Source organism: Bradyrhizobium sp. AUGA SZCCT0160 (genome assembly GCF_018130105.1).
Classification (GTDB): Bacteria; Pseudomonadota; Alphaproteobacteria; order Rhizobiales; family Xanthobacteraceae; genus Bradyrhizobium.
This window is the reverse complement of sequence record NZ_JAFCMD010000013.1, coordinates 64,977-91,533: the sequence shown is the minus strand read 5'-3', so window position 1 is coordinate 91,533 and position 26,557 is coordinate 64,977. Positions and strand designations below refer to the sequence as shown.

The window sequence follows — 26,557 nt, the reverse complement described above, 5'->3', positions numbered from 1 at the left end:
TCGGCTAACCAAATGCCAAACAAATCATTGTTTTTTGGCGTTTTCTGACTATATTGCGCCGCAACGCGTAAGGTGTGCCCGGTCCTTTTGGCCGGGCTTCCTTTTTGGGGCCAAGGTCGAGGCCGTTGCCCCTTTCGCATTTCAGGTTTTGAGCACGATCCGGAAAAGTGGGTCCCGGTTTTCCGGCGAGATCGCGCTCCAGCCATTGCACGACCAGAAGAAGAGCCATGAACCTTCGTAACGTCGCCATCATCGCCCACGTCGACCACGGCAAAACCACGCTGGTCGACAAGCTGCTGCAGCAATCCGGTACCTACCGTGACAACCAGCGCGTGGTCGAACGCGCGATGGATTCCAACGACCTGGAGCGCGAGCGCGGCATCACCATTCTGGCCAAGGCCGCCTCGGTGCAGTGGAAAGACACCCGCATCAACATTGTCGACACTCCCGGCCACGCCGATTTCGGCGGCGAGGTCGAGCGCATCCTGAACATGGTGGACGGCGCGCTGGTGCTGGTCGACGCCGCGGAGGGCCCGCTGCCCCAGACCAAGTTCGTGGTCTCCAAGGCGCTGAAGGTCGGCCTGAAGCCGATCGTCGTCATCAACAAGGTCGACCGTCCCGACGCGCGCCCGACCGAAGTCATCAACGAAGTGTTCGACCTGTTCGCCGCGCTCGACGCCTCCGAAGAGCAGCTCGATTTCCCGATTCTTTATGGATCAGCCAAGCAGGGCTGGATGGGCGACAGCCCGGAAGCCTCGCACGAAGCCGGCATGCAGCCACTGTTCGACCTGATCCTGCGCCATGTCGCGCCGCCGACGGTCGAAGAAGGCCCGTTCCGGATGATCGGCACCATCCTCGAAGCCAATCCCTATCTCGGCCGCATCATCACCGGCCGCATCACCTCGGGTTCGATCAAGCCGAACCAGGCCGTGAAGGTGCTCGGTGCCGACGGCAAGCAGATCGAAAGCGGGCGTATCACGAAGATCCTCGCCTTCCGCGGCATCGAGCGGACGCCGCTCGAGGAAGCCGAAGCGGGCGACATCGTCGCCATCGCCGGCCTCACCAAGGGCACCGTCGCCGATACCTTCTGCGATCCGTCCGTTGAAACCCCGCTGGTGGCGCAGCCGATCGATCCGCCGACCGTGTCGATGTCGTTCATCGTCAACAACTCACCGCTTGCCGGCACCGAAGGCGACAAGGTGACCAGCCGCATGATCCGCGACCGCCTGCTGCGCGAAGCCGAAGGCAATGTCGCGCTGCGCGTGGTGGAAGCCACCGACAAGGATGCGATGGAAGTTTCCGGCCGCGGCGAATTGCAGCTCGCGATCCTGATCGAGACCATGCGTCGCGAAGGCTTTGAGCTTTCGGTGTCGCGCCCCCGCGTGGTGCTGAAGAAGGACGAAACCACCGGTGACTGGCAGGAGCCGATCGAGGAAGTCGTGATCGACGTCGACGAGGAGCATTCCGGCGTCGTCGTGCAGAAGATGAGCGAGCGCAAGTCCGAGATGATCGAGATGCGTCCCTCCGGCGGCAACCGCCTGCGGCTGGTGTTCTACGCGCCGACCCGCGGCCTGATCGGCTATCAGGGCGAACTGCTCACCGATACCCGCGGCACCGCGATCATGAACCGCCTGTTCCACGGCTATGCCAACTACAAGGGCGACATCCAGGGCCGTCGCAACGGCGTCTTGATCTCCAACGACCAGGGCGAAGCGGTGGCTTACGCGATGTTCAAGCTGGAAGACCGCGGCCCGATGATGATCGAGCCGGGCTGGAAGGTCTACAAGGGCATGATCGTCGGCGAGCACACCCGCGACAACGACCTCGAGATCAACGTGCTCAAGGGCAAGCAGCTCACCAACATCCGCACCACCTCAAAGGATGAAGCGGTGCGCCTGACCCCGCCGATCCGCATGACGCTGGAAAAGGCGCTGGCCTATATCGAGGACGACGAGCTGGTGGAAGTGACCCCAAAGTCGATCCGCCTGCGCAAGAAGTTCCTCGACGCCAACGACCGCAAGCGCGCGGAAAAGGCCAAGGAGGCGGTGGCCTAAGCACCGCCCGCCTAAACGACTGCGTCAGATCCCGTCGTGCGCGGTGGGATCGTCGCCTTCGTCGACCAGGTCGATGGCGGCGCCGGTATCGGCCAGATCGATGGCCTTGCGCAGCGTGACGATATGCGGCGCCTGACAGGTGTCGGGCGCACGGCGCACGTCCCAATAGGCGGTGTGGGTGAAGAAGTCGTCACCCCCCCGCGTTTTTGGTGGAGACCGCGAGATCGACGATGTGATAGCCGAAGATCGGCGATAGCGCGCCGCCGATGGCGTCTCCCCAGAACAGCTGACGCCGGGGAAAATAGATGTTGCTCCACCGGGTCAATCCGAACAACGCGCCGTTGTGAATTTGCTTCCTGTGCGTCGTCGGATTGGTGAAGGTCAGCAAGCCGTCTCGATCGAGCCGTTTCGGCGGGCAGGTCGGAAACTCTCTTTCCCCGACGCGCCGGGCGAAATCATCCTTCAGATCCTGCTCGGTATTCAACCTTCCCTCGGCTTTCAGATCCGCCGCGGTCTTGCCCAGGCACATCAGGAAGTAGGCGTGGGTCAGCGCGCTTCCCAGGGTGACGAAGTCGGTCACCAGCCAGCTCTTGGGTTGCAAGGGATTGGGCTTTTGCTGCTGGGGCGTCGGCTTCGCCGCGGCAGCGGCGATGCTGGCGATCGTGGCGCGCGCCTTGATCCGCAACGCCTTCTTGTCCTCGATCGTTGCCTTGGCGTCTTCCGGCTGCCATTTGGCGCTATCGATGGCGTCAAAATCCGTGCCCAGCTCTTCGACAGGCGGCAACTCATTGCAGACCCGGCTGAAATAGGCGCGCAGCATGTCGTAGGCGACGACGGTACCAAGGCTGTGCGCGACGACGACGATGCGATCGTACTGGCCGGACGCGTGGAGGTTTGCGAGCCGATCCACGGCCTCCTTCCTGATCGCCCGGCGCACCGCCACATTGGCCGGTGAATTGCGGAAGTAGCGCGCGGCATCGCCGAGATACGGCTGCAGGAATGCGGCATTGATGATCAAATAGAGCCCGATCACGGCCGACGCCGCCGCGACGCTCCACGGCGAGTTCAGCGCCCACAACCATGCCTTGATCACGGTCAGGACAAATTCGCTTTCCGGATGCCAGTACCGATCGGCAACAATGAAAATGCCGAACAGGACCACGGAAATGAAGATGGCTCGCCAGAATGCCCGCAGTCCCTGTCGCCCCATGATCAGCAATGTCGCGATCAGCGCAATCAACGTGGGTAGCGCAATCTGCGTGAAGAGTTCGGCACCATCGGGAATCCCGGGATTACCTGCACTCGCAGCAATGCCGGGAAATTTTCTCCCGATCCAGACATAGACCGCGATCAGAACGGCCCCGCCGGCCAACGCGATTGCGAGCAATCCGATGATCCGGACAGCCCCCCATTTCAAGGCGACGAGGAGGCCTAACAGCAGGCTTGCAACCAGCAGCAGGAACGGTGCGACCAGCATGATCTGCGCAACGTTTCGCGAAAACAGCAGAATCCCCTGCAACACCAGCACCGCGAAGGAGAGATTCATCAGGCACAGGAAAATAGCCGCTGCCCACCAAAGCCCGTTCATGCCGAGCTTCATGATCGGCCCCTTCCGGACCAGTTCGTACAGCCAGAGCAGCACTGCGACGGCCTTGGTCTCACTCATCAGGTGAGCCCAATATAATTCGTGGAAATCGACCAGGCGGCCATCCGGCGAATCCGGCACCGTGTTCGTCGTCATCACCGCGAGGTCGATGTCGGAGCCGTCCCTTTCCGGATGCGTCCAGATCCGCTTGCCTTTGTCGGCCGGGTTTTTCTCGTCCAGCCAGACGCCCCGTATGACGCCGCGCACCGTTTCCAGCGCGCGCTGACTGCCGATGCCGTGAACGACAAGGATCGCGGTTCTCTTCCGCGCGGTAGCGGGGTCGAATTCGGCCATGGCTGAAATCCGGATCTGAAATGACGTTAGGGAGAATAATCTATTCAATACAACTACAGGGAGAGAAACAAGCCGCTCTTTTTCGCAAAGATGTCGCACTGCCAGCCGGCAATGACCGAGCTCGGCCAATCGATGCGAAAACCGCATCCCTCCCCTGCCCGCCGTGGACCGGGAGCCCTCTGCGGACCGGCTTCAGGCCCCCTGGCGAACGTGCTAGAGGCTCTGACATGACGACCCTCCCCTCCGAAGTCGATGTTGCCATCATCGGCGCCGGCGCTGCTGGCCTCGGCGCCGCGCATGCGCTGAAACAATCCGGTCTCTCCTGTGTCGTGCTGGAAGCGCGCGACCGCGTCGGCGGCCGTGCCCATACGATAGCGGCCTCGCCCGAGATCACCTTCGACCTCGGATGCGGCTGGTTGCATTCGGCGGATGAAAATTCATTCGTCCCGATCGCCGAGCAACTGAAGTTCGAAATCGACAGGAACCGCCCGCCCTGGCGCGAGCAGGCCCACAACAAGGCGTTTCCGGTTGAGCAGCGGACGGAATTCCTGAGGGCGCTCGATGCCTTCTATGACCGCGCCGAGGAAGCCGCAGAACTGGCCGGGCAGAGCGGCCGCGATGTCGCCGCGAGCCTCTATCTTGAGCCCGGCAATCGCTGGAACCCGATGATCGACGCGATCTCGACCTACGTCAACGGCTGCGAACTGGATCAGGTCTCGATCCTGGACATGGATGCCTATGAAGACACCGAGATCAACTGGCGCGTCCGCCGCGGTTATGGCGCGCTGGTCGCTGCCTATGGCGCCTCGATGCCGCTCGCGCTCAACTGCGCGGTGACGCTGATCGACCATTCGGGAAAGCGCATTCGCGTCGAGACGTCGCGGGGCACGCTGACCGCCGGCAGGGTGATCATCACCGTCCCGACCAACCTGATTGCGGATGAAGCCATCCGCTTTCACCCGGCCCTGCCGGCAAAGCTCGACGCCGCACGCGGCCTGCCGCTTGGTCTCGCCGACAAGGTGATGCTGGCACTTAGCGATGGCGACGCGCTGCCGAAGGATGGCAGCCTGCGCGGCGCCACCATGCGCACCGCGATGGGCACCTATCATCTGCGCCCGTTCGGCCAGCCCTGCATCGAAGGCTTTTTCGGCGGCCGCTTTGCGCGATCGCTGGAAGATGCCGGCCCCGGCGCACTGGCCGCCGAAAGCATCAGCGAGATTGCAGGCTTCCTCGGCAACGACTTCCGCCGCAAGCTGAAGCCGCTCGCGGAATCGCGCTGGGCCCACGAGCCGTTCTCGCGCGGCTCGTATTCCCACGCTCTACCCGGCCACGCCGGCGACCGCGCGGTGCTGGCAGCGCCCGTAGATGGACGCTTGTTTTTTGCCGGAGAGGCGACCTCGCCGGGGTTTTTCTCGACCGCGCATGGGGCACGGGATTCGGGGGAGCGCGCGGCGGGGGAAGTGTTGGCTTTGCTGGCGAAGCAATAGCCCTCAATCCCGTCATTGCCTGCGACAAGCGCGAAGCGTTTGCGCAAGGGAGCGATAGCGACGACGCAATCGATTCCCCAAGCGGTGACATGGATTGCTTCGCTTCGCTCGCAATGACGGTTCGGCGTGAATCTACTCCATCACCCGCGCGCGCATATCGGCATCGGGCACAAAACACTGCTCATACTTGCCGAAAATCCGGTAGCGGTTGCGCGCGACAAGGCTGTAGACGCCGTCGCGCAGCGGCTTCGGCACCGCAAACAGCGCGCGCATCCAGCCCCGGCCCGGCAGCGCGCCGAGCACCGTCAGCGCCGCGTCGGACTTGAAATATGCGACGCCGCCGTGAACGACGGCGTTGGTATCGGGATCGTCGGGGTTGATGCCGAACGCCTGCGCCAGACGCGTGCCGTAGCCGGACTGGATCGGCGTGAAGCGAAAGCGACGCTCGACGTCTCGCGTGGCGACGAAGCGGACCCAGCGCGAGCAGAAGATGCAGACGCCGTCGTAGAGGATCACGTCATCGTCCGGCCATGCCGTCATCTGTTGTCCAAGGTAAGCAATGCGACCAACATCAGCACGATCGCCGGTCCCGTCTTGACCAGCGCACCGAGCGGCTCGATCCAGAGATCCGGCGTCAGGATCGCCGCGCCGACCATGTAGCCCAGCGCGACGACGATGCCGGCGACCAGTCCGACCGCGGCGGTGCGACGGAAGGCGATTAACACCCCGATGCTCATATCCATCAGGCTGGTGATAGCAGTCATCGGCGCGACCAGCCATGACGGAAAGCCGTGCGCCCGCAAAATATCGGCGGCGGCGGCAAACGAGATCACCAGCGAGATGAAGCCCGACACGATCCAGAACACCGCAAGGCTGGCGATCACGAGCGCCTTGACCAGGAACAGCCGCGCGAACCATTTGTCCTGGATGGTGGCGGCATGCCCGCCCACCGCCTGCGCCAGCGTCTTCGGCACGATGCCGGTCGCCGCCATCCAGCTTGCGGGATCGCCGGTGACGCCGCGGCGCAGTTCGGCGATCGCCGTGGAGCGCATCGGCGGCATCCAGCCAAGTTTATTGGCGAGATCGCCTGATTTGGCGCCGAGATTGAGCAGAAAACCGGGAAGCGTGATCCGCGGCATGCGGGAGGTGCCGAGCGACCAGCGGAATTGATCGATGACATTGCCAAGCGTGATCGGTTGCGGCTGCATCAGGTCCCAGGTCACGGCGTTTGCCGCGGGATCGCCGATGTCGCGGGCGGCGAGCCAGGCGATGGTCGCGGAAACATCCTCGACCGCCACCGGCTGGAACGGAGTCGCCGATTCATCGCCGGGCAATTGCAGCGGGAATGCCGCCAGCGCGCGCAACATCGCGCTGCCGCCATAGGCCGAAGGCGCCACGACAAAGCCCGGCCGCAGGATTGCGTAGGGAATACCGGAGGCCGCGATCAGCCGCTCTGCCTCGCGCTTGGTCGTGCTAAAGGCGGTGCGGTCGTCATCGGCGGTGCCGGGGATCGAGATGTGAACGAAGCGCACCGCGCGGCGGCTGTCGCGGATCGCCACCAGCAGCCGTTCGACGAAATCGCGATGCACCGCGCGGGTGTCGCTGCCCGGCCCGTCCTGCAGCACGCCGAGGCAATTGACCACGACATCGATCTCGCGCTCGCGGATCAACCGCGCCAGCGAGGCAGCATCCATCGACATGATCGGAAGCTCAAGGTCGGAAGCGCCAGTCTTTTGTGACGGTTCGAAATGCCGCGCGACCCCGACCGCCTGAAAGCCCTGCAATCGAAGATCATCGGTGATGTACCTACCGATCAGGCCGGAAGCGCCGAGGACGAGGATTTTGCGCAATGAATTTTCCGCTTGCATATACCCACCTAAACCGGCTTCGCGATCATCAACCACAGGATCGCCATGACCGAACCAAAGCCTGGAATGCCGAACAGAAACCAGCGCCGGAACAGCGCGAAATAGCGCGGCGGCAGCGCCGCATTCGCAGCCGCGGCGACGCGCGCCAGGTCGCGCATCTCGATCTGCATGAAGATCACCGGCATCCAGAACAGCCCCGCCACCGCATACAGCCCGAGCGAGGCCCAAATCCAGAGTTCGCCAAATCCCGTCGATGACAGCATCATCAAGAGACCGCCGGTGACGGGCTGCAGCAGCACCGCCGTCAGCGTGAACAGCATGTCGGCAATCACCACTGTCGACCCGGTGCGGGCGATGAAGGAGGCATCACCGCTGCGGTGCGCCATCAGCATGAAAAACGCGATGCCGCTGCCGGTGCCGAGAATGACGATGGCGCCAAGCATGTGCAGATATTTGATCGCGAAATACAGCGTCATCGTCGCGTCATCGTTTTTTGGCCGGGCTTTGCGCGCGCAGCTTCAGGGCGCGATCGAGTTCATTGGCAGCGCTTGTTACACCAGCTTCGGTTTCCGGCAGCCAGTGCCCTTCACTGCCATAGGCCCCGAGCACGCGGAAATCGACCTTGCCGCCGGCGTTGCGGAACGCGTCCGCCAGTTGCCGTGACAGAACAGGCGAGAAGTAGCTGTCATTGGCCGCCACCAGCCATGTGACGGGCACGCGCGCGGTCTTGCCGAATTCCCGTGCGGCGGCCATCAGGGTGTGCGGCGCGCAGACCTGACCCGGAAAATCATTGGCGCGGCCGCCGCGTCCGGGCGCAAAGGCGATGATCGCGGAGATGTCCTTCGGATCTTCACTGGCCAGCGCCAGCGCGCCCCAGCCGCCGGCCGAGTGCCCGATCACGATCATTCCGTTTGACCGGATGAAGGGTTGCTTGCGCACGAAGCCCATTGCCGCCGCGATGACATCAGCGGTGGCGCGGCCTGACCTGGCGTAATCAGCCTCGTCGCAGCCGCCCTGGTCTTCGAGATATTTGCCGCCCGTGGCGCCATGGCCCGGACGCTCCGGCACCAGCACGGCAAAGCCGCGCGCCACCAGCCAGGCCGCCAGCGCACGGTATTCCGGCTGCGGCATTTGCGCGCGACGCAATACGTTTTGGGTGGTGGCATGCGCAATCAGCGCGAGCGGAAACGGACCGGCGCCCGGTGGACGAAACAACAGCGCATGTGACGGAGGGCCCAGATCGGGCGACGGCACCAGCCATTGCTGCCGGCGATTGGGCTCGCCCTCGGTACCTTGCGCGCCGAGGTTTTGTTGCGCCGCGCCGGTCTCGATGCCGAGCGCGGCGAGGACAACCGCTGCGATAAACACTTTAGCCGGATGCATGAATTGGCCTGGCGGGCTTGGGAAAGGCAGTTGCGACGGTAGTCTTTGGGAAGGAATTGCGAATTCGCCAACAGAATACCGGCGAATCAGATTCAGCACATTTTTCCGTGATCGGATTGCTGGAAGCGTTCTCCGCGATTGTTTTGAGCCTGGTTTTACCCTGCTCCGCATCGGCCAAGTGCCCGGTAAAGTCGGCCTCCTGTCCTCTTTCGGTACAGCCGGGCGGTAAACTGATGCAGAAAATCCACAGGTTAACCGATAATTAACGATGGACCTTGAAGACAACGCGCTGACTTGCTTTGATTGGGTCCATGAGCACAACCCTGATCGAGGTTCGGCCGGCCAAAGCTGCGGATGCAGCCGCGGTGGCGTCCACCCATGACGAAGCCTGGCGCTCGGCCTATCAGGGCATCATTCCCGGCGCCGAACTTGAAAAGCTGATCAACCGCCGCGGCCCGCAATGGTGGGACAGCGCGATCCGCAAGGGCAGCCGCGTCAGCGTGCTGGTGTTCGGCGACAAGGTCGCGGGCTATGCCAACTACGGCCGCAACCGCGCCCGCAGCCTGCATTTCGAAGGCGAAATCTACGAGCTCTATCTGCGTCCGGAATTCCAGGGTCTCGGCTTCGGCCGCCGCCTCTTCACCTCCGCCCGCCGCGATCTCTTGCAGAGCGGCCTCAAGAGCATGGTGATCTGGGCGTTGTCCGACAACGATCCCGCGACGGAGTTCTATCGCGCGCTCGGCGGACGCATGGTCGCCCGCTCGTCGGAGAAGTTCGGACCCAAATCGCTCGACAAGGTCGCCTTCGCCTGGACCAACTGAGCCAAGCCTGAAACGCCAATTTTTTGGGCTGATCGTCATATCAGACGAAAGCGCGACTCGCGCCTTCGGTATGGCTTGACCTAGCCTCCCATCATTTCTAATAGCCGCCTGCATGCGATGGATACGCCGGGGATCCAGCGCGGAACACGCGCTTGGCGCATTTGCCAGGCATGACCATCCAGCCAGTCGAAGCACGACTTCGCCAAGCAACCACGGAGCCCTCCATGCGCATTGACGCCATTTCAACCGGTAAGAATCCGCCGCATGACGTCAACGTCATCATCGAAGTGCCGGTCGGAGGCGAGCCGATCAAATATGAAATGGACAAGGAGGCCGGCACGCTGGTCGTCGACCGCTTCCTCTATACGGCGATGCGCTATCCCGGCAATTACGGCTTCATCCCGCACACGCTGTCGGGCGACGGCGATCCCTGCGATGTGCTGGTCGCCAATACCCGCGCGATCGTGCCGGGCGCCGTCATGAGCGTGCGGCCGGTCGGCGTGCTGCTGATGGAAGACGAGGCCGGCGGCGACGAGAAGATCATCGCGGTGCCGACATCGAAACTGACGCAGCGCTATGACAAGGTGAAGAACTACAACGACCTTCCCGACATCACGCTGCAGCAGATCCAGCACTTCTTCGAGCACTACAAGGATCTCGAACCAGGCAAATGGGTCAAGGTGCTGCGCTGGGGCGATGCGAACGACGCCCAAAGGCTGATCATCGAGGGCATCGAGCGGGCGCAGGGGAAGAAGTAGGCGGTTAGCGCCCCGGGACCAATTCTTTGTGATAGATCTCGTCATGCCCGGCCTTGTGCCGGGCATCCACGTCTTTGGTCACGCGCAGAAAGAAGGGCGTGGAGGCCGGGACATAGGCGAGCGGAAGCGACGCCGTCCTTCAGACGGCTATGGCGAGCGGAAGCGACGCCGTCCTTCAGACGGCTATGGCGAGCGGAAGCGACGCCGTCCTTCAGACGGCTATGCCCGGCCATGACGGAGAGACCGATGCGACGGCTGATCAGAATTGTCCGCAACCTCGCGCTGCTCCTGATCGCTGTTATCGTGATTCTCGCCGGCGTGCTGGCGTTCAACGTTATCACCCATAGTTCGCGGCAAATTCAGGTCGCGGCCATCCCGCGCGTTGCGGTTGACGCGCAAGCCGTTGCGGCGCGCCTCAGCGAGGCGATCCGCTTTCGCACCATTTCGAGCCACGAAAAGCCCGACCAGCACGCCGAGGCCTTGCGCGGCATGCAGGCGCATATCGAGAAGAGCTTTCCGGCGTTCCACGCCGTGGCGAAGCGCGAGATCGTCGGCCAGTACAGCCTGCTCTACACCTGGGAGGGCTCCGATCCAAAGCTGCCGCCGATCGCGCTGCTCGCGCATCAGGATGTGGTGCCGGTTGCGCCCGGCACCGAGAAGGACTGGCAGCAGCCGCCTTTCGATGGCGTCATTGCCGATGGTTTCATCTGGGGCCGCGGCTCCTGGGATGACAAGGGCAACCTCTATTCGATGCTGGAGGCCGCCGAGACGATGACCAAGGGCGGCTTCCGGCCGAAGCGAACGATCTACTTTGCCTTTGGCCACGACGAGGAAACTGCCGGCACCGCGGGCGCCAAGGCCATCGCGGCGCTATTGGCCTCACGCGGCGTCCGCCTCGATTTCGTCGTCGACGAGGGCCTCCTGATCACCGAAGGCATGATCAAGGGCCTCGACAAATCAGCGGCTCTGATCGGCGTTGCCGAAAAGGGCTACGCCTCGCTGGTCTTGAACGTGCAGGCAACGCCCGGCCATTCCTCGATGCCGCCGCGCGACACCGCGATCGGCATGCTGAGCGCGGCGCTGGCGCGGCTCGAAGACAACCGCCTGCCGATGCATATCCGCGGCACGGTCGCCGAAATGTTCGACACGCTGGCGCCGGAGATGAACGGCTTCAACCGCGTGGTGCTGTCGAACCTGTGGCTGTTCAAGCCGCTGTTGCTGCGCGAGTTCGAGAAGAACGGCCCGAGCGAGGCGACGATCCGCACCACCACGGCGCTGACGATTTTCAATGCCGGCGACAAGGACAACGTGCTGCCCGGCAACGCCGAGGCCGTCGTCAACTTCCGCATGATCCCGGGCGACACCCAGGCGAGCGTCACCGACCATGTGCGCAGCACGATCCGCAACGATCGCATTTCGATCAAACCGTTCCCCGGCAATACCGATCCGCCACCGGTGACGGGTACCGCGAGCCCGTCGTTCCAGATGCTCAACCGTACCATCCGCGAGGTTTTTCCTGATGTCATCGTGGCGCCCGGACTGATGGTGGGCGCGACCGATTCGCGCCACTTTGCCGGGATCACCGACAAGATTTTCCGCTTCTCGCCGGTGCGCGCCGATACCGACGATCTGAAGCGCTTCCACGGCACCAACGAACGCCTCAGCCTGGACGGCTATGCCGACATGATCCGGTTTTATCGGCGGCTGATCGAGAACGCGGCGGGATAGCCCAAGCTCTCACCTCCGTCATTGCGAGGAGCACTTGCGACGAAGCAATCCAGCTATCCGTTTTGCCACGCTATGGATCGCTTCGCGGAGCCTGTCATCGGGCGCGCATTCGCGCGACCCGTTGGCTCGCAATGACGACGGAGAGATCTGCGCCTCGCCTCACACCGCCGGCTTCGGCAGCCCGTGTATCGCGCACGCCGCGCGCAGCGTGTTCACCAGCAGACACGCCACCGTCATTTGCCCGACGCCGCCCGGCACCGGCGTGATCGCACCGGCGACGTTGAGCGCTTCGGCATAGGCGACGTCGCCGACCAGGCGCGTTTTGCCGTCGGCGGCCGGCAGGCGGTTGATGCCGACGTCGATCACGGTAGCGCCCGGCTTGATCCAGTCGCCGCGCACCATTTCCGGCTTGCCGACGGCCGCATAGACCAGATCGGCGCGGGCGCATAATTGCGCCAGATCGCGCGAGCGCGAATGCGCGATCGTCACCGTCGCGTTTTCATTGAGCAGCAATTGCACCAGGGGACGGCCGACCAGGTTGGAGCGGCCGATCACGATGGCGTTCATGCCCTCGAGCGAGGCATGCACGCTCTTGGTGAGAATAATGCAGCCGAGCGGCGTGCACGGCGACAGCGCGGCAAAGCCGCCGGCCAGGCGCCCGGCATTGTTCGGATGCAGCCCGTCGACATCCTTGGCGGGATCGATCGCATTGATGACGGTTTCGGTATGCAGCGATTTCGGCAGCGGCAGTTGCACGAGAATGCCATGCACTGCGGGATCGCGATTGAGTTGCGCGATCAACGCCAGCAAGTCCGCCTGCGCGACGTCTTCGGGCAGCACGTGCTCGAACGACGCCATGCCGGCTTCCTGGGTCTGCTTGTGCTTGCTGCGGACATAGACCTGGCTCGCCGGGTCGCTGCCGACCAACACCACCGCGAGCCCCGGAATTATCTGATGCGCGGCCTTGATCCGTGCGACCTCGCCGGCAACGCGGCCGCGGAGCTCTGCTGCAATGATCTTTCCATCGATGATGCGGGCGGTCATCTCAATCCTTCGTATCCGGTTTGGCTGCAGTCAGCCTGCGCAAGGTATCGCCGAGCGATTTGGGGTCGCCGCCAATGGCGACCTGCTTGAGGCGCGATGTCGTGCCGGACAGGATCTTGACCCTGGCCTTGGGCACGCCGAGCGCCTTTGCCATCAGTTCCATGACCGCGCGGTTGGCCTCGCCGCCCTCAGCGATGACGCGCACGCGAATCTTGACCACGGAACGCCCGTTGGCGAGCGTCTCAATCCCGTCGATGTCGTCGCGGCCGCCGCGCGGGGTGACCCGTAGCGCCACGCTGATGCCCTCGGTGGAGTAACGCCAAGGATCCATCGATCAGTGATGCCCTCGATCAGATGACGTTGGGATAGATGTAGTAGGCGATCACGCGCTGGATGAACATGATGATCAGGATCAGGATGATCGGCGAGATATCGAGGCCGCCCAGACTGGGCAGCATCCGGCGTATCGGCGCCAGCACCGGCTCGGTGATCCGGTACAGGAATTCGGCCACGGCCGCGACGAACTGGTTGCGCGTGTTCACGACATTGAAGGCGATCAGCCAGGACAGGATGGCGGAGGCGATCAAGAGCCAGATATAGAGGTCGAGGACGATGGAGATGATGTCGAGGACAGCGCGCATGATGGAGGGGGCTCGCAGGTGGGGTAACCTGCTAGATATCGGTTCATCCCCCCGCAAACAAGGGAAGTTCCCATCAAAAAGACCCCGGAATCGGCGCTTTAACCGTTCTTGACTTGACCTTGGGCCGGACTGTAAATGGCGCCGATTGTCGGTCGCCTGTTCTCAGTTTGGGCGGCCGCGACGGGGCCATAGCTCAGCTGGGAGAGCGCGTCGTTCGCAATGACGAGGTCGGCGGTTCGATCCCGCCTGGCTCCACCAGCCTTCGCTTGCTTCGCAAGCTACGGCTCGGCAAGCCACGCCGTGGCCTATCGTAGCGAAGCTAGCGAAGGCTGCCGCGCCATAGCCCGAAGGGCGACGGCGGGCTGGTTCCACAAGCACACAACCCCCTCACCTCCCCGTAAACCGCGGCGGACGCTTCTCCATGAAACTCGCCACGCCCTCTTTGAAATCGCTGCCCTTGAGCGCGATCTGCATTTCCCGGTTGGCGTCGATGGTGGCTTCCGCGAGCGTCTGGAACGGCACATCGTAGAGCTGGCGCTTGATCACCGAGATCGCGCTGGGCGAGACGAAATCGGCAAGGTCGCGGGCGTAGGCGTAGGTCTGCTCGCGCAGCTGATCCGGCGGATAGAGCCGGTTGACGAGGCCGATGCGCAGGGCTTCCTCGCTGGAGACGCGGCGCGAGGACATCAGCAGATCGAGCGCGTTGGCGTGGCCGACTATTCGCGGCAGCATCCAGCTGATGCCATGCTCGGCGATCAGCCCGCGGCGCGAGAATGCGGTCGTGAACACGGTGTTGTCGGCGGCAAAGCGCAGATCGCAATATAGCGCATGCACGAGGCCGATGCCCGCGGTGGCGCCGTTCAGCATACCGATCACGGGTTTTGGAATCGCCGGATAATAAGCGTAGCGCGTCTGCCAGTCGGCTCGCCGGTTCATGTCGAACGGCGTGTTCTCGCCGCGCCTGATCTCGTTGGGATCGATTCCCTTCAGCCCTTCCATATCGGCGCCGGCGCAGAACGCGCGCCCCGCGCCTGTCAGCACGATGACGCGCACATCGTCGTCGGCAGCGGCGGTTTCCATCGCATGGCGCACGTCGCGCTCCATGATCGCGGTCCAGGCGTTCATGCGGTCCGGCCGGTTGAGCGTGACGGTCGCGACCTTGTCGCTCACGTCGTACAGAATGTGTTGGTAGGTCACCGCGATCTCCCTGTTGTTTTCTGTTGTTGAATTTCGCGCGCGCCTTTTCGGCCGCGCCATGCGGACAGATTAGCACATCTGATGGTTTTGAAAGGCGCGTGGAGGCGCGGGGAAATTCCGCGTGGCGGCTATTCGGCGGCTTCCGACATGATCGACATCGGCATGCGCTTGAGCCAGCCGGAGATGAATTGCTGCAGCCACGCGCGCTCGGCGACGTCGTGCACCGCGCGATCGGCGAAGTGCGAATGCGGCGCCCGCGCACCCGGCAAATCCATTGTCTCGCAGCGCGTGGTCCAGCGATGCATCATCGCGTAGGTCACGTCGGGATGAAACTGGAAGCCGAAGGCATGGCCGGACTGGAATGCCTGCACCGGAAAGTCGTCGCCCTCCGCCAGCAATTCGGCGCCGGCCGGCAGCTCGAACCCCTCGCGGTGCCAGTGGTAAACCTGATCCGGCCAGTTCGGGCAGACCGCGTGGCCGGCTTGCGTCGGACGGATCGGGTAGTAGCCGATCTGGGTACGGCCCTGCGGATGGGGTGCTACCGGCGCGCCCAATTGTTTGGCGAGCATCTGGGCGCCGAGGCAGACGCCGAGGAACGGCCGCTGCTCGCGCAGGGCAATTTCGATCCAGTCGATCTCCCGGCGCACATATTCGTCGCCGTCGTTGGCGCTCATCGGGCCGCCGAAGATCACCGCACCGGCATGCAGATCCAGCGTTTCCGGTAGGGGGTCGCCGAACCTCGGGCGGCGAATGTCGAGGGTATGCCCCAGCGCACGCAGCGCGTTGCCGACCCGGCCCGGCGTCGAACTCTCCTGGTGCAGAACGATCAGGACCGGCAGCAGAGGCAGCAGCAGAGATTCGGGCGCGGCAGCCAGCGCCCTTCGCCCCGGAAAGGGCAGGACGTTTTCGCCATTTTTTCGCGACCGGTACGACATCGATGTGCTCAGGACCTCAAACCAAAACCATACCTAAGTGAGTCTTAATTTCAGGTGAGTTCATGCGGGGCCTGCAGATATTTGCAAATATCTGTAAGCAAATCGCGGGCCAGAGCGTCTGTGAGGCGCGTCACGCCGCCTTTTAGCGCTTGCGCAGCTGGAAACGGCAGACCGCCGCCAGGATGAAAGAGCGCGGAAAGAACCGCAGCAGGAACGGCACGATCTTGATACCAAAACCGGGCAACACCGCGCGCTTGTCGGCCATCAGGCCGTCGTAGGCCTGCCTGGCGACATCGGCGGGCAGGACGTTGAGGATGGCCGAATCAAATCCGGGCGCGAAGCCGGCGCGGGCCTGAAACTCCGACGGCACCGGGCCGGGACACACCACGGTCACGCGCACGCCGCGCGGCGCCAGTTCCGCCCGCATCGCTTCGGTGAACGACAAGACATAGGCCTTGGACGCGTAATAGACCGCCATGCCCGGGCCCGGCAGAAAACCCGCGATCGAGCCCAAATTGAGCAGGCCGCCGCGATGGCGGATCAGCTGATCGGCAAACCGCAGCGACAGATCGGTCAGCGCGCGGATGTTGACCGTTATCATGTCGAGCTGATCGGCGCGATCGCGCTGGATCGCCTTGCCGAACACACCGAAGCCCGCGTTGTTGACAACATATTCCACTTCGACGCCGGCCGCCGTCAGTGCGTCGGCAATCTGGTCGGTTGCCCCCGTTTGGGTGAGGTCGCAGGGAATCACGATCGGCGCCGCACCGCCTGCCGCGGTGATTTCAGCCGCCAATGCCGTCAACCGGTCCTCGCGCCGCGCCACCAGCGCCACGCGATGGCCCCTGGAAGCAAACACGCGCGCCAGTTCGGTGCCGATGCCCGCCGATGCACCGGTAATCAGCGCCACACGCTCAGTCACGATCGAGTGCTCTTAAAATGAATTACGGAAATGCCGCCCAACGGGAGAACGAGAGCATAGGCTTGTGGTGCGACGCAAGCCACCCCGCGAGCATATCGCCACGCAAAGGCACGCGCCTGCTGAATCGAAGTCCAGTATTTTCAGGGTCTATCGCGCGTCGGGATCGCGGGCCGCGCTCCACATTAAAGTTTCGTCATCTGCGGCTAGGCACAGCGCTTAAGTTGTCGCGTCGGCCGCCTTCGACGCGCCCGCGAGGGGCTTGCCTTGAGACTTGCCTTCGGAATTCCCTTGCCGCTCCGCGACACGGCGCTTGAGATCGATCCGGTCGCGCGACGAGACGCCCAGGAGATCTGCGGCGCGCCAGAGCACGTTATCCTCGAACTCGGTGACGTCACCGTCAGCATAGACCATTTCCCACATCATCTCGACGATGCGGAGCCTGCCCTCCTCATTCACGCTGCGCATGATGACGCTGGTGAAATGATAGAGATCGACCGCGTCGCCTTCGACCCGCGTCGCCGAGGCAATCAATCTGTCCGCGGTGCCGGGATCGAGCTCAAAGCGGCTTTCGATCAGGCTGTGCAATTTGCGCTTCTCCAGCGCCGTCGGTTCGCCGTCGAGCGAGATGACGTGAACCAGCAGCGCCGTCGCCGCCAGAAGATACCCGGTATCGTCGAACGCCCGATCCTGATTCGCATCGGGAGAGATAATGTCGGCGATGAATTGGCGAAGTCCGTCGAGCATCGGCACCTCTATGGAACGAAGATTGATAGCGGTTATATGGCGTGGAAAATCAGGCCGCGCAATGCGCGGGGGCTACCGGGGAAGCATTACGTTTAGGCAATCTGGATCACGTCGTCATTCCGGGGCGATGCAACGCATCGAATCCGGAATCTCTAGGTTCCGGGTCTGGTCCTTCGGACCATCCCGGAATGACGGACCCACCTCTACGGTATTTCGTACACCACGATCTTGTCGGCGATGCCGCGCAGCGCCGCCTGTTTCTGGATCGGCTTGATCGCTTCCCTCTCGAGGATGCCGGCAACCGCAGGCGACTCGATCACCGGACCGGTGATGTGCATCTCCTGCGAGGTCGACAGGCTCTGCACACGGGCGGCGATATTCACGGTCTGGCCGAAATAGTCCTGCCGCTCGTTGAGCATGACGGCAAGACACGGGCCCTCGTGAATGCCGATCTTGACGACGAGGTCCTCGGTGCCGCGCGCAGCATTGAGGGCGTCCATCGCGGAGCGCATGCGCAAGCCCGCGACGATCGCATGTTCGGGCTTGATGAACGTCGCCATCACGGCATCGCCAATCGTTTTGACGACGGCACCCTTTTCCGACGAGATGATTTCCAGCAGCGCGTGGAAATGCGCGCGCACCAGATCGAACGCGGCGAGATCGCCGACCCGCTCGTACAGAGCGGTCGATCCTTTCAGATCGGTGAACAGGAAGGTCAGCGACGTGATCTTGAGGCGTTGATCGACGCTGAGATTGTCGGCCTTGAACACGTCGCGGAAGGTCTGGTTCGACAGCATCCGCTTGGCCGTGAGAAACGGCTTCCGCTTGCCGATCAGGTGATGCATCACATCACCCGCGATAAAGACCGTAGGCAACGTCCGCACATCGGCCTGATTGTCGAGCGACAATCGCAGCGGTCCCGGACGCATGGTCCTCGTTCCGCCCGTCGGCGTCGCGGTCTTGTTGTAGACCAGCGACAGCTGCTGGCGTTCCTTGGTCGGCTCGCCCTGAACGTCGATGAACTCCGCCGAATGCGTCACCGGTTCGAACACGATGATGAATTCTTTCGGCAATTGCAGCGACAGCACCGCCTTCTCGCCCGCCGGGAGTTCGAGCGTATCCAGTGTCACTTCGTCGGCCAGCGTCGCGATATCAGCCGCGTCGAAATCGATGCCCGAACTCCAGAACATCTGCTTGTAGTATTCCCAGACCGGCAGCGTATTGGGATCATGCGCGGCGATGCGCCTGACCCGGGGGCTGACGGTAAAGGCTACCTCGACCTGCTCGTCGACCGAGGCCTCGTAACCGCAGGCGCAAAGGCCGCAATGGTAGTCATGCGGAGACAGGGATTTCAGCGTACTGTGGGCGCCGAGCACACCGCCGCAACCGGGGCACAACACGTTCCAGGTCAGGTCGAACAATCCAAGCCGCGACGCGTGCAGAAAGCCCGAAATCACCCGCTCTTCGTCCAGCCCGCTCCGTTTCGCAAAATCCAGCACATTGATGCGGTTGAGCTCATGGTCCTGGCCGTTCTCGACCGCAAGCCGGATCGCATCGGCGACCGCGGGATCGGCGGTCTGATTGAGCATCGAAAATTGCGCTTTGACGTCACTCATGATCGCAGCCTAAAGAAGATTGGGCGGGCCACCAAGTCAGGCAATGCGCCATGCGCATCACCGCGGCACGATGGCAAACAGCGGTGAGCGGTCCGGCTGGGTCGTCACTACGCCGACCGGCATCACCGGCGCGTTGTCGACCATGCTGACACGGAACGCGCCGATCATCTTGGCCAGCGCCAGCACCGCCTCGACCAGCGCGAAATGCGCGCCGATGCAGACGCGCGCGCCGACACCGAACGGCAGATAAGCGAAGCGATCGGGCGGCGTCCCCGTCATGAAGCGCGAAGGCACGAACGCGTTCGGATCGCGCCACAGTTTTTCATGCCGGTGCAGCAGCCACGGCGCGATCAGCACGACGTCGTTTTTCTTCACCGGCATGCCGCCGATCGTATCCGGCCCGGCTGCCGCGCGAATGATCAGGAAAGCGGGCGGGTAAAGCCGCATGGTCTCGTCGACCACCGCGCGGGTGAATTTCAACCGCTCGATCTCGAGCTCGCCATTGACGCTTGCGCCCTGCACTTCGGACGCCAGTTTTTCCTGGGTCGCGGGATCGAGCGCGAGCAGATAGAGCGACCAGAACAGCGCGGTGGCCGTCGTCTCGTGGCCGGCGAGAATCATGGTCGCGACTTCATCGCCGAGCTGTTCGTCGGTGAAGGCCTCGCCGGTTTCGGGATCGCGCGCCGCGCCCATCAGGTCGAACAGATCGCGCGGCGGGGCGCCTTCGGTCTTGCCGGCGGCGCGGCGCTCGGCCATCAGCACACCGACAAAAGCCGTCCAGCGCTTGCGGAAGCGGGCGCGCGCGAAATCCTGCGGGCTTGGCCAGCGCGGCGGCAGCAGAATGTCGAGAAAATGCGGCGACGCCAGCCGCTCGCCATACTCCGTCACGAAATTGCGCAAGGCGGCGCCGTGGCGGTCCATCCCGAACGAAAACATCGTGCGTCCGGCAATCTCGAGCGTCATCCGCTGCATGACCTGGCGCAGATCCACCGGCGCATTGCTGGCGGCCCTGAGCTTGGCGATGGTCTGGTCGGTTGCCGACAGCATGTGCGGAACCAGCGTCGTCACCGCGCGCGGCGTGAAGGCCGGCGACAGCGTTCGGCGCTGATGTTTCCAGGCGCGCCCCTCGGCGGTCAACAATCCGTCGCCGACCAGCGGCCGCAGCACCCGGAAGCTGGCCGGCGTGCGCGTATAATTCTCGTAATTGTCGACCAGGACATGCCGGATGGCGTCCGGCGTGTTGAGAATGAAAGTGCTGCGCCTGAAGAATCGGCCGCGGACGATGTCCTCTTCATAGGCCCGCTGGCCCCAGCTGCCGATCACGTTCTCGCGGATCGCCTTGATCCGCCGCAGCATCGTCATGTCGTCGGGCGCACGCGGCGGGCTCGGTGGCACCAGCGGCCGCACGAGCGGCATGTCGTAGGCTTCGGCAATGCTCATAGGCGCCACTTTCGTCGCCCGGATGAGCGAAGCGATATCCGGGATGGTGCCAAAGCCCCGCATATCGCTGCGCTCATGCGGGCCAAGATCTTATCCAAGATCCAATCTATGTCTCCGATCCCGGCATGACAAAGGCGCCGGCACCGGTAATAGTCGAGAAAACAGCTAATAAGTCAGCTCAGCTACCGCAATCCGGTTTTCCGCTGCCGGCCAGGCCCGCGCCACGATTCGCTCCTGGTTGAACAGCGCCACCACAGCGCGGCCTGCCTCCTCGGCCGGAAGCCGCAAGGTGGTGACCGAATCGGTCGGCACGCCCGGTTTCACGTCCTTGGGCTCCTTGCCGTCGAACAGCACCACGTCGCGCGGCAGGCCGAAATAGCCCCGCGGCCGCGACATCAGCACGACAGCGCCGGCGCCGGAATCGGCAGACCCGAGCGGCCGGGCGGCCCGCAAATGCAGGATGTCGGACGAGCGCGGGAATGGCGAACGGTAAAAATGCGTCGTGGTCGCGTGCGGCGAGGTCAGCACGATTTCGAGATACCAGCTGGGGTCGACCTGCGCCGGACCCCAGCGGCCATCGGCGCCGGTCTGCGAAGAATGAATCCGCCCGCCATTGCGTTCGCCGGTCTCTGCGGAGACGCGATAGACATCGACCGTTGCGCCGGATACCGGACGGTTGGTCTGAACGCCGGTCGGCATGCCCGTCACCAGCCCGCTCAGCTTGACCTGCGCTTCCGGCACGATGTCGAGACGCGACGGTTCGCGGCCGGCGATGAACTTGTAAATCTCGCGGAACGCGCGCGGATGGTACGCGGTCTCGCGATGATCGATAGCCCCGAGCGCCAGATTGGTTGCACCCTTCAGCGCCGGACCTTCCGCGGTGATACCGGTCGGCGTCCCCGGCTTGCCGACGAAGCGGCCGTCGGCTTGCGCGAATTTGTCGATGCCGTCGCTGCGCAGCGTCAGAAATGCCGTGCCATCAGTGACTTCTTTTTCGCCCTCGTTCAGGCCGCGCAGGAAAGGCCCGCGGCCGTTGAACTCGCCGCCGAGGCCGTCGTCCCAGTCATAGACGCCGTGGTTGGGAACGCCGCACAGCACGGCATGGCTGACATCGCCGCCGCCGCCGTTCTTGACATAATTGCGGATCGAGTTGCCGCCGCGCGAATTGCCGACCAGCGCGACGCGCGGCGCACCGGTGCGCCGTTTCAGTTCCTTGATCGCCTCGCCAAGTTCGCGGCGCTGGTCTTCGGTCGACGAACGGTTCGGCTGCTCCACCTTGTCGTCGCTGCGCCCCAGGGGATCGGTGAAATTGATCGCGAACATCCGCTCGTGCGGCACGCCGTTCGATTCCATCCGCCACAGCGTGGTGATCCAGAGCGCGGCATGATCGCCATTGCCGTGCACGAACAGGATCGGCGGAATCTCGGCGGCGGCAGGCACAGCCGGCGCCGCCTGTGCCAACGCTTGAAATCCGAAGGGGCCGCCCAGCAAGGATAGCGCGCCGGCGCTTTTCAGGATCGATCGCCGCGATAGGCTCATTTTGTGACCTTCCGTTACTTTTCAGTACTTTAGCTGTGTCCTGGCACCACCAAGGGCGGCGTAACTACTGGACAGGGCAGGGTTTTCGCAGGCATCTCTTTAAATGCAAATGGAATCAAACCGGTGACAGAGGGACAGGCGGAACGGACCATGACCGACCAGCCGAAGCGCTCGCGTTTTGCCGCCGACAGCATCGCAGCGCCGCTGCGGCACGCGGTGTTCCGGCGGATCTGGCTGGCCAGCCTGGTGTCCAACCTCGGTCTGTTGATCCAGGGCGTCGGCGCGGCCTGGGCGATGACGCAGATGACGTCCTCGGCCGACAAGGTCGCCTTGGTACAAACCGCGCTGATGCTCCCCATCATGCTGATCTCGATGCCGGCTGGCGCCATCGCCGACATGCACGACCGGCGTATCGTGGCGCTGGTCTCGCTGTCGATCGCACTGGTCGGCGCCACCGCGCTGACCGTGCTGGCATGGTTCAACCTCGTCACCCCGAATGTGCTGCTGGCGCTGTGTTTTGTCGTCGGCTGCGGCATGGCGTTGTTCGGTCCGGCCTGGCAGGCCTCGGTCAGCGAGCAGGTGCCGGCGGAAACGCTGCCGCAGGCCGTCGCGCTCAACGGCATCAGCTATAACATCGCGCGAAGCTTTGGGCCGGCGGTCGGCGGCATCGTGGTCGCGACCGCGGGTGCGGTCGCAGCGTTCGCGGTCAACGCGGTGCTCTATCTGCCGCTGATGGTCGTGCTGTTTCTGTGGAACCGCACCCACGAGCCGTCGCGCCTGCCGCGCGAGCGTCTCAACCGCGCGATGGTCTCCGGCGTGCGCTATATCGCCAACTCGCCGTCGATCCGCATCGTGCTGATACGAACATTGGTTACCGGCCTGATCGGCGGTTCGGTCTCGGCGCTGATGCCGCTGGTGGCGCGCGATCTGCTGCATGGCGGCGCGCAAACCTACGGCATCATGTTAGGCGCCTTCGGCATGGGCGCCGTTATCGGGGCGCTCAACATCACGGAAGTGCGCAAGCGGCTGAGCGGCGAAGCCGCGGTGCGCGCCTGCGCGATTTCGATGGCCGGCGCGATTGCCGCGGTGGCGTTCAGCACGAACGCGGCGCTGACCGCGGCGGCCCTCGTGCTCGCCGGCGGCGTGTGGATGCTGGCGGTCGCGCTGTTCAACATCGGCGTGCAGCTCTCGGCGCCGCGCTGGGTCGCGGGCCGCTCGCTGGCCGCCTTCCAGGCCGCGATCGCCGGCGGCATCGCAGTCGGAAGCTGGGGCTGGGGCCATCTTACGGACTACGCCGGCGTCGAGGCCGCGTTGCTGGTCTCCGCAGGCCTGATGCTGGTTTCGCCTGTTCTCGGCATCTGGCTGCGCATGCCACCGGTCGGCGCGCGCAACGAGGCTGCCACCGAAGTGCTGGCCGATCCCGAGGTGCGGCTGTCGCTGACCGGACGCAGCGGCCCGCTGGTGGTCGAGATCGAATATCGCGTGGCGCAGGACAACGCCCGGCTGTTCCACAATGTGATGCAGGAAGTGCAGCTGAGCCGCCAGCGCAACGGCGCCTATGGCTGGTCGATCGCGCGCGACATCGCCGATCCCGAATTGTGGACCGAACGCTATCACTGCCCGACCTGGCTGGATTATCTGCGCCAGCGCAACCGCGCGACGCAATCCGAACGCGCGCTGCACCAGCGCGCGATCGACTTCCACCTCGGACCCGAGCCGATCCGCGTGCGCCGCATGCTGGAGCGGCCATTCGGATCGGTGCGCTGGAAGGAAGATACGCCCGACCGCGCCGCCAACGAGGTGTTGCCGGTCGCGACCGTGGCGGGGAGTAGTACGTAGCTATCTCACCATCGTCATTCCGGGATGCGCCCCTTGGCGCAGGCCCGGAATCCATACTCATTATCGTGGTTATGGATTCTCAGATGTGCAATTGCACATCATAGCTCGTGCTTCGCACGCCCTCAGATGCGCAATTGCGCATCGGGGAATGACGGAGAGGCTAACTACCGCCCGTGAGCCGCCAGCGTTTGCTGACAGCCCTTGCTGATACGGGCGCGGTTCTGCTGCAGGCACGCCAGCACGACCATGTCGCCGTCATTCATCTGGGCGCGGCAAAACCGCGAGACGTCGCGGGCGCAGGTGTCATGGCCCGGCTGCTGCTGCGCCGAAGCGGCTGACGCCATCAGAACAAAGGGAATAACAAAAAGAAATCTGGTCATCTTAGTCGCCTTCACACACAGCAATAAACGATCCCCGCCTTCTATCGCGTTTTCAGGCGAAAGCCAGCCCGGACCTGGTCCGGGGGAAGCGGTTAGATGCGGGAAATTGGCGGCCGGCAAACGCAAAAACGCCTGCGTCGCATCGACGCAAGCGCTTTTCGAGAGAGCCGGGGAAGACTGGGTTATTGCGCGGCGACCTTGCTGACGCGCTGCGCGGCGAAATCGCGGTCCATCACAGCGCGGCAACCGCTGGAGAGATTTGCGCGATTCTTGACCATGCAGGCGGTGATCTTCGGAATGTTCGGGATTTCAGAGCTGCAGAGGCGGAAGGCATCGCCCGTGCACTGCGAGCGGGCTTCTTCGCTGAAGGCATAGCCCGCGGTCGAGGTAACAGCGGAAAGCGAGGCGGCAACGGCCAGCACGACACTGACGTTGCGAACGGTGGTGAAGAAAGCGGTCATTTTCGGCTCCCATTGGCGCCGCGGATGCGGGGCCCGTTGTTGATGACCGACCGTGCACTCCGCCCACCATTCCCGCTGTGACGTTCATCACACAGAGATAAGCCCCTAATTTTCCTGAACTCCCGGCGCCGTGTTGGGGAGGCGTTAAGACCTTATTGGCATTAATGGCCCGTTGCGTTGTGTCCCTTGCGTTATGTGGAAAGTGTAACGATGCGTAATGCGTTAGGCCTGATGCTGGCCACTGTTGTTTCGGCGGCTGTGATCGCCGGTGTTTGGTTCTGGACCTCCTCGCCGCGTGCCGATGCGGCCCCTCAAACTGTCGCCGCCCGCAAGGCCGAGCCGTTGCCGGCCGCCGCCAAGCCGAAGGATGACGTCGAGGTAACGGCGTCGCTCACGAAGCCGGCCCCGCCGCCGGCACCTGCTGCGCCGGTGGCCGCAAAACCGGTTTGCGCCAATCCCGACGCGCTCGGCGTCAGCCGCACCGTCATCATCGACACCACGGGCGGACCGGGTTTCGGCTTCCTGCAATACAAGCAGTTCGACTTCCTGACTGAGAAGGAGGTCGTGCTGACCTTCGACGACGGTCCGTGGCCGACCACACCTGCAGTGCTGAAGGCGCTGGCGGACGAATGCACCAAGGCGGTGTTCTTCCCGGTCGGCAAGCACACCACCTATCACCCCGAAATCCTCCGCCAGGTTTACGTAGCCGGCCACACCGTCGGCTCGCACACCTGGTCGCACGCGCATCTCGACAGCAAGAAGATGACGGAAGCGCAGGCCAAGGAAGAGATCGAGAAGGGCTTCAGCGCCGTGAAGATGGCGATCGGCGCTGCACCCGCGCCGTTCTTCCGCTTCCCCGGGCTCGGACACACCCAACCCACGCTGGCCTATCTCGGCACGCGAAACATCTCGATGTTCTCGGTCGACGTCGATTCCAACGACTTCAAATCCTCGGGTCCCGATCAGGTGATCCAGAACGTCATGACCAAGCTCGACAAGCAGGGCAAGGGCGTCATCCTGATGCACGACCTGCAGAAGCACACCGCGACGGCGTTGCCGACGCTGCTGCGCCGCCTCAAGGCCGGCGGCTACAAGGTCGTGCTGATGAAGGCCAAGGTGCAGCTCGAGACCCTGGCCGAGTATGACGCGATGCTGGTCAAGGACCTCAAGGTCCCGACCGTCGCCAGCCGCCCGATCGCCAGCGTGGTGCAGACGGCTCAGGAGTAGTCAAGCGCGCCGCCGCCGGCATCAGCCCACAACAAAAACGCGCCCCGGATCAATCCCGCGGGCGCGTTTTGCTTTCTGGAATTACCAGTAAATGCCGTGTCGATGCAGCGCGTTGATGATACGCCGTTCGGTCCAGTAGCGTGACCTCCGGGACTTATCGTATCGGGGACCATCATCATATCGAGGCGAGTCCGAATATCGCGGCTCATCCTTGTAGCGCGGTTCGTCGCGATATCGCGGCTCGTCCTTGTAACGCGGCTCGTGGCGATACCGGTCAGGCTTGGTTTCGACGATCGCCGGACGCTCGACATATTTCGGAGTTTCCGCCTTGGGCGCCTCGGCCGCGCGCGGGGCTTCGGCCTTCGGCGGTTCGGCAGCTTCGGCAATTTGCGGCGGCGCGTTGGTCCGGGCCGGTGCGGCGGTTGTTTGCGTATCGCTTCCGGCCAGCGAGAGGCTTCTGTTATCCCCGGCCTGCGCGCTGACAGACGCCAAAACGAACCCTGCGATCAGAATGATCTTGCGCATGATGTGTCT

General features: G+C 63.6%; 27 protein-coding genes and 1 tRNA gene. 8 read left to right on the top strand and 20 right to left on the bottom strand.

Features of this window, described 5'->3' with window-relative positions:
* Window positions 1-4 precede the first annotated feature (4 nt).
* A complete protein-coding gene (locus tag JQ558_RS21235) occupies window positions 5-229 on the bottom strand; it encodes a hypothetical protein (RefSeq protein WP_192739380.1) in 225 nt (74 codons plus the stop codon).
* Here JQ558_RS21235 and typA point away from each other — a divergent pair.
* Complete coding sequence (gene typA, locus JQ558_RS21230) at window positions 228-2,054, top strand: translational GTPase TypA (protein ID WP_212210332.1); 1,827 nt, start codon at window positions 228-230, stop codon at window positions 2,052-2,054. The genes JQ558_RS21235 and typA overlap by 2 nt on opposite strands.
* Window positions 2,055-2,078: 24 nt before the next feature.
* Here the strand turns inward: typA and JQ558_RS37905 are convergent, their stop codons facing one another.
* Complete coding sequence (locus tag JQ558_RS37905; protein WP_283814182.1) at window positions 2,079-2,213, bottom strand: hypothetical protein; 135 nt, start codon at window positions 2,211-2,213, stop codon at window positions 2,079-2,081.
* 31 nt (window positions 2,214-2,244) lie between these two features.
* Window positions 2,245-3,993: a hypothetical protein gene (locus JQ558_RS21225; RefSeq protein WP_212294842.1), complete on the bottom strand. Its 1,749-nt coding sequence runs from the start codon at window positions 3,991-3,993 to the stop codon at window positions 2,245-2,247.
* 227 nt (window positions 3,994-4,220) lie between these two features.
* Here JQ558_RS21225 and JQ558_RS21220 point away from each other — a divergent pair, with 227 nt between their 5' ends.
* Window positions 4,221-5,480, top strand: a complete 1,260-nt coding sequence (locus tag JQ558_RS21220; RefSeq protein ID WP_212273535.1) for an NAD(P)/FAD-dependent oxidoreductase — start codon at window positions 4,221-4,223, stop codon at window positions 5,478-5,480.
* A gap of 132 nt (window positions 5,481-5,612) precedes the next feature.
* On the opposite strand, the gene JQ558_RS21215 is transcribed toward JQ558_RS21220, so the two are convergent.
* Genes JQ558_RS21215 through JQ558_RS21200 form a run of 4 tightly spaced genes read right to left on the bottom strand, consistent with a single transcriptional unit; the run spans window position 5,613 to window position 8,731 of the window.
* Window positions 5,613-6,020: a thiol-disulfide oxidoreductase DCC family protein gene (locus JQ558_RS21215; protein WP_212294840.1), complete on the bottom strand. Its 408-nt coding sequence runs from the start codon at window positions 6,018-6,020 to the stop codon at window positions 5,613-5,615.
* The gene (locus JQ558_RS21210) at window positions 6,017-7,330 is read right to left on the bottom strand and encodes an SDR family oxidoreductase (protein WP_409410555.1); all 1,314 of its coding nucleotides are present in this window, start codon (window positions 7,328-7,330) and stop codon (window positions 6,017-6,019) included. Before JQ558_RS21210 ends, JQ558_RS21215 begins: the two co-directional genes overlap by 4 nt.
* Window positions 7,331-7,356: 26 nt before the next feature.
* Window positions 7,357-7,824, bottom strand: a complete 468-nt coding sequence (locus JQ558_RS21205) for a DUF2269 domain-containing protein (RefSeq protein ID WP_212294839.1) — start codon at window positions 7,822-7,824, stop codon at window positions 7,357-7,359.
* 7 nt (window positions 7,825-7,831) lie between these two features.
* Entirely contained in the window at window positions 7,832-8,731 is a 900-nt protein-coding gene (locus tag JQ558_RS21200) for a S9 family peptidase (protein WP_212294837.1), read from the bottom strand.
* A 311-nt stretch (window positions 8,732-9,042) separates the two neighbouring features.
* On the opposite strand from JQ558_RS21200, the gene JQ558_RS21195 reads away from it, so the two are divergent.
* The 3 genes from JQ558_RS21195 to JQ558_RS21185 all read left to right on the top strand — a co-directional run bounded on the left by JQ558_RS21195 (window position 9,043) and on the right by JQ558_RS21185 (window position 12,038).
* Window positions 9,043-9,552: a GNAT family N-acetyltransferase gene (locus tag JQ558_RS21195; RefSeq protein ID WP_192739389.1), complete on the top strand. Its 510-nt coding sequence runs from the start codon at window positions 9,043-9,045 to the stop codon at window positions 9,550-9,552.
* Window positions 9,553-9,776: 224 nt separating this feature from the next.
* On the top strand, window positions 9,777-10,310 hold the full coding sequence (ppa, locus tag JQ558_RS21190; protein WP_212210325.1) for an inorganic diphosphatase: 534 nt from the start codon (window positions 9,777-9,779) through the stop codon (window positions 10,308-10,310).
* Window positions 10,311-10,556: 246 nt separating this feature from the next.
* Window positions 10,557-12,038 carry a M20 family peptidase gene (locus tag JQ558_RS21185; RefSeq protein WP_212294835.1) on the top strand — a complete coding sequence of 494 codons (1,482 nt, stop codon included), beginning with the start codon at window positions 10,557-10,559 and terminating at the stop codon, window positions 12,036-12,038.
* Between the two features lie 159 nt (window positions 12,039-12,197).
* Here the strand turns inward: JQ558_RS21185 and folD are convergent, their stop codons facing one another.
* The 3 genes from folD to JQ558_RS21170 are packed head-to-tail and all read right to left on the bottom strand — an operon-like array spanning window position 12,198 to window position 13,723.
* Entirely contained in the window at window positions 12,198-13,082 is an 885-nt protein-coding gene (gene folD / locus JQ558_RS21180) for a bifunctional methylenetetrahydrofolate dehydrogenase/methenyltetrahydrofolate cyclohydrolase FolD (RefSeq protein WP_212210323.1), read from the bottom strand.
* A gap of 1 nt (window position 13,083) precedes the next feature.
* On the bottom strand, window positions 13,084-13,413 hold the full coding sequence (locus JQ558_RS21175) for a DUF167 domain-containing protein (RefSeq protein ID WP_212210322.1): 330 nt from the start codon (window positions 13,411-13,413) through the stop codon (window positions 13,084-13,086).
* A gap of 19 nt (window positions 13,414-13,432) precedes the next feature.
* Window positions 13,433-13,723 carry a YggT family protein gene (locus tag JQ558_RS21170; RefSeq protein ID WP_192739394.1) on the bottom strand — a complete coding sequence of 97 codons (291 nt, stop codon included), beginning with the start codon at window positions 13,721-13,723 and terminating at the stop codon, window positions 13,433-13,435.
* 182 nt (window positions 13,724-13,905) lie between these two features.
* Here JQ558_RS21170 and JQ558_RS21165 point away from each other — a divergent pair.
* Window positions 13,906-13,981: transfer RNA gene (locus JQ558_RS21165), tRNA-Ala, on the top strand.
* Window positions 13,982-14,110: 129 nt separating this feature from the next.
* On the opposite strand, the gene JQ558_RS21160 is transcribed toward JQ558_RS21165, so the two are convergent.
* From JQ558_RS21160 to JQ558_RS21130, 7 genes are all read right to left on the bottom strand, one after another.
* On the bottom strand, window positions 14,111-14,920 hold the full coding sequence (locus JQ558_RS21160) for an enoyl-CoA hydratase (RefSeq protein WP_212210321.1): 810 nt from the start codon (window positions 14,918-14,920) through the stop codon (window positions 14,111-14,113).
* Between the two features lie 128 nt (window positions 14,921-15,048).
* Window positions 15,049-15,855 (bottom strand): glutamine amidotransferase, encoded by an 807-nt coding sequence (locus tag JQ558_RS21155; RefSeq protein WP_212294833.1) that lies wholly within the window; start codon window positions 15,853-15,855, stop codon window positions 15,049-15,051.
* A gap of 142 nt (window positions 15,856-15,997) precedes the next feature.
* A complete protein-coding gene (locus JQ558_RS21150; protein ID WP_212210319.1) occupies window positions 15,998-16,777 on the bottom strand; it encodes an SDR family oxidoreductase in 780 nt (259 codons plus the stop codon).
* Window positions 16,778-16,993: 216 nt separating this feature from the next.
* Window positions 16,994-17,521, bottom strand: coding sequence for a TerB family tellurite resistance protein (locus JQ558_RS21145; RefSeq protein ID WP_212294832.1), 528 nt, complete (start codon window positions 17,519-17,521; stop codon window positions 16,994-16,996).
* Between the two features lie 203 nt (window positions 17,522-17,724).
* Window positions 17,725-19,137, bottom strand: a complete 1,413-nt coding sequence (locus JQ558_RS21140) for an adenylate/guanylate cyclase domain-containing protein (protein ID WP_212210317.1) — start codon at window positions 19,135-19,137, stop codon at window positions 17,725-17,727.
* Window positions 19,138-19,194: 57 nt separating this feature from the next.
* Window positions 19,195-20,577, bottom strand: a complete 1,383-nt coding sequence (locus JQ558_RS21135; protein ID WP_212210316.1) for a cytochrome P450 — start codon at window positions 20,575-20,577, stop codon at window positions 19,195-19,197.
* Between the two features lie 165 nt (window positions 20,578-20,742).
* Window positions 20,743-22,116 carry a hydrolase gene (locus JQ558_RS21130; RefSeq protein ID WP_212294830.1) on the bottom strand — a complete coding sequence of 458 codons (1,374 nt, stop codon included), beginning with the start codon at window positions 22,114-22,116 and terminating at the stop codon, window positions 20,743-20,745.
* Between the two features lie 150 nt (window positions 22,117-22,266).
* On the opposite strand from JQ558_RS21130, the gene JQ558_RS21125 reads away from it, so the two are divergent.
* Window positions 22,267-23,955: an MFS transporter gene (locus tag JQ558_RS21125; protein ID WP_212294828.1), complete on the top strand. Its 1,689-nt coding sequence runs from the start codon at window positions 22,267-22,269 to the stop codon at window positions 23,953-23,955.
* A gap of 164 nt (window positions 23,956-24,119) precedes the next feature.
* Here JQ558_RS21125 and JQ558_RS21120 read toward each other — a convergent pair whose 3' ends face one another.
* Both JQ558_RS21120 and JQ558_RS21115 read right to left on the bottom strand, forming a co-directional pair.
* The gene (locus tag JQ558_RS21120; protein ID WP_212294826.1) at window positions 24,120-24,335 is read right to left on the bottom strand and encodes a hypothetical protein; all 216 of its coding nucleotides are present in this window, start codon (window positions 24,333-24,335) and stop codon (window positions 24,120-24,122) included.
* Window positions 24,336-24,517: 182 nt separating this feature from the next.
* The gene (locus tag JQ558_RS21115; protein ID WP_212210312.1) at window positions 24,518-24,796 is read right to left on the bottom strand and encodes a hypothetical protein; all 279 of its coding nucleotides are present in this window, start codon (window positions 24,794-24,796) and stop codon (window positions 24,518-24,520) included.
* Window positions 24,797-25,006: 210 nt separating this feature from the next.
* Between JQ558_RS21115 and JQ558_RS21110 the strand changes: the two genes are divergently transcribed.
* Window positions 25,007-26,023: a polysaccharide deacetylase family protein gene (locus JQ558_RS21110; RefSeq protein ID WP_212294824.1), complete on the top strand. Its 1,017-nt coding sequence runs from the start codon at window positions 25,007-25,009 to the stop codon at window positions 26,021-26,023.
* 81 nt (window positions 26,024-26,104) lie between these two features.
* On the opposite strand, the gene JQ558_RS21105 is transcribed toward JQ558_RS21110, so the two are convergent.
* A complete protein-coding gene (locus JQ558_RS21105) occupies window positions 26,105-26,548 on the bottom strand; it encodes a hypothetical protein (RefSeq protein ID WP_212210310.1) in 444 nt (147 codons plus the stop codon).
* Window positions 26,549-26,557 lie beyond the last annotated feature (9 nt).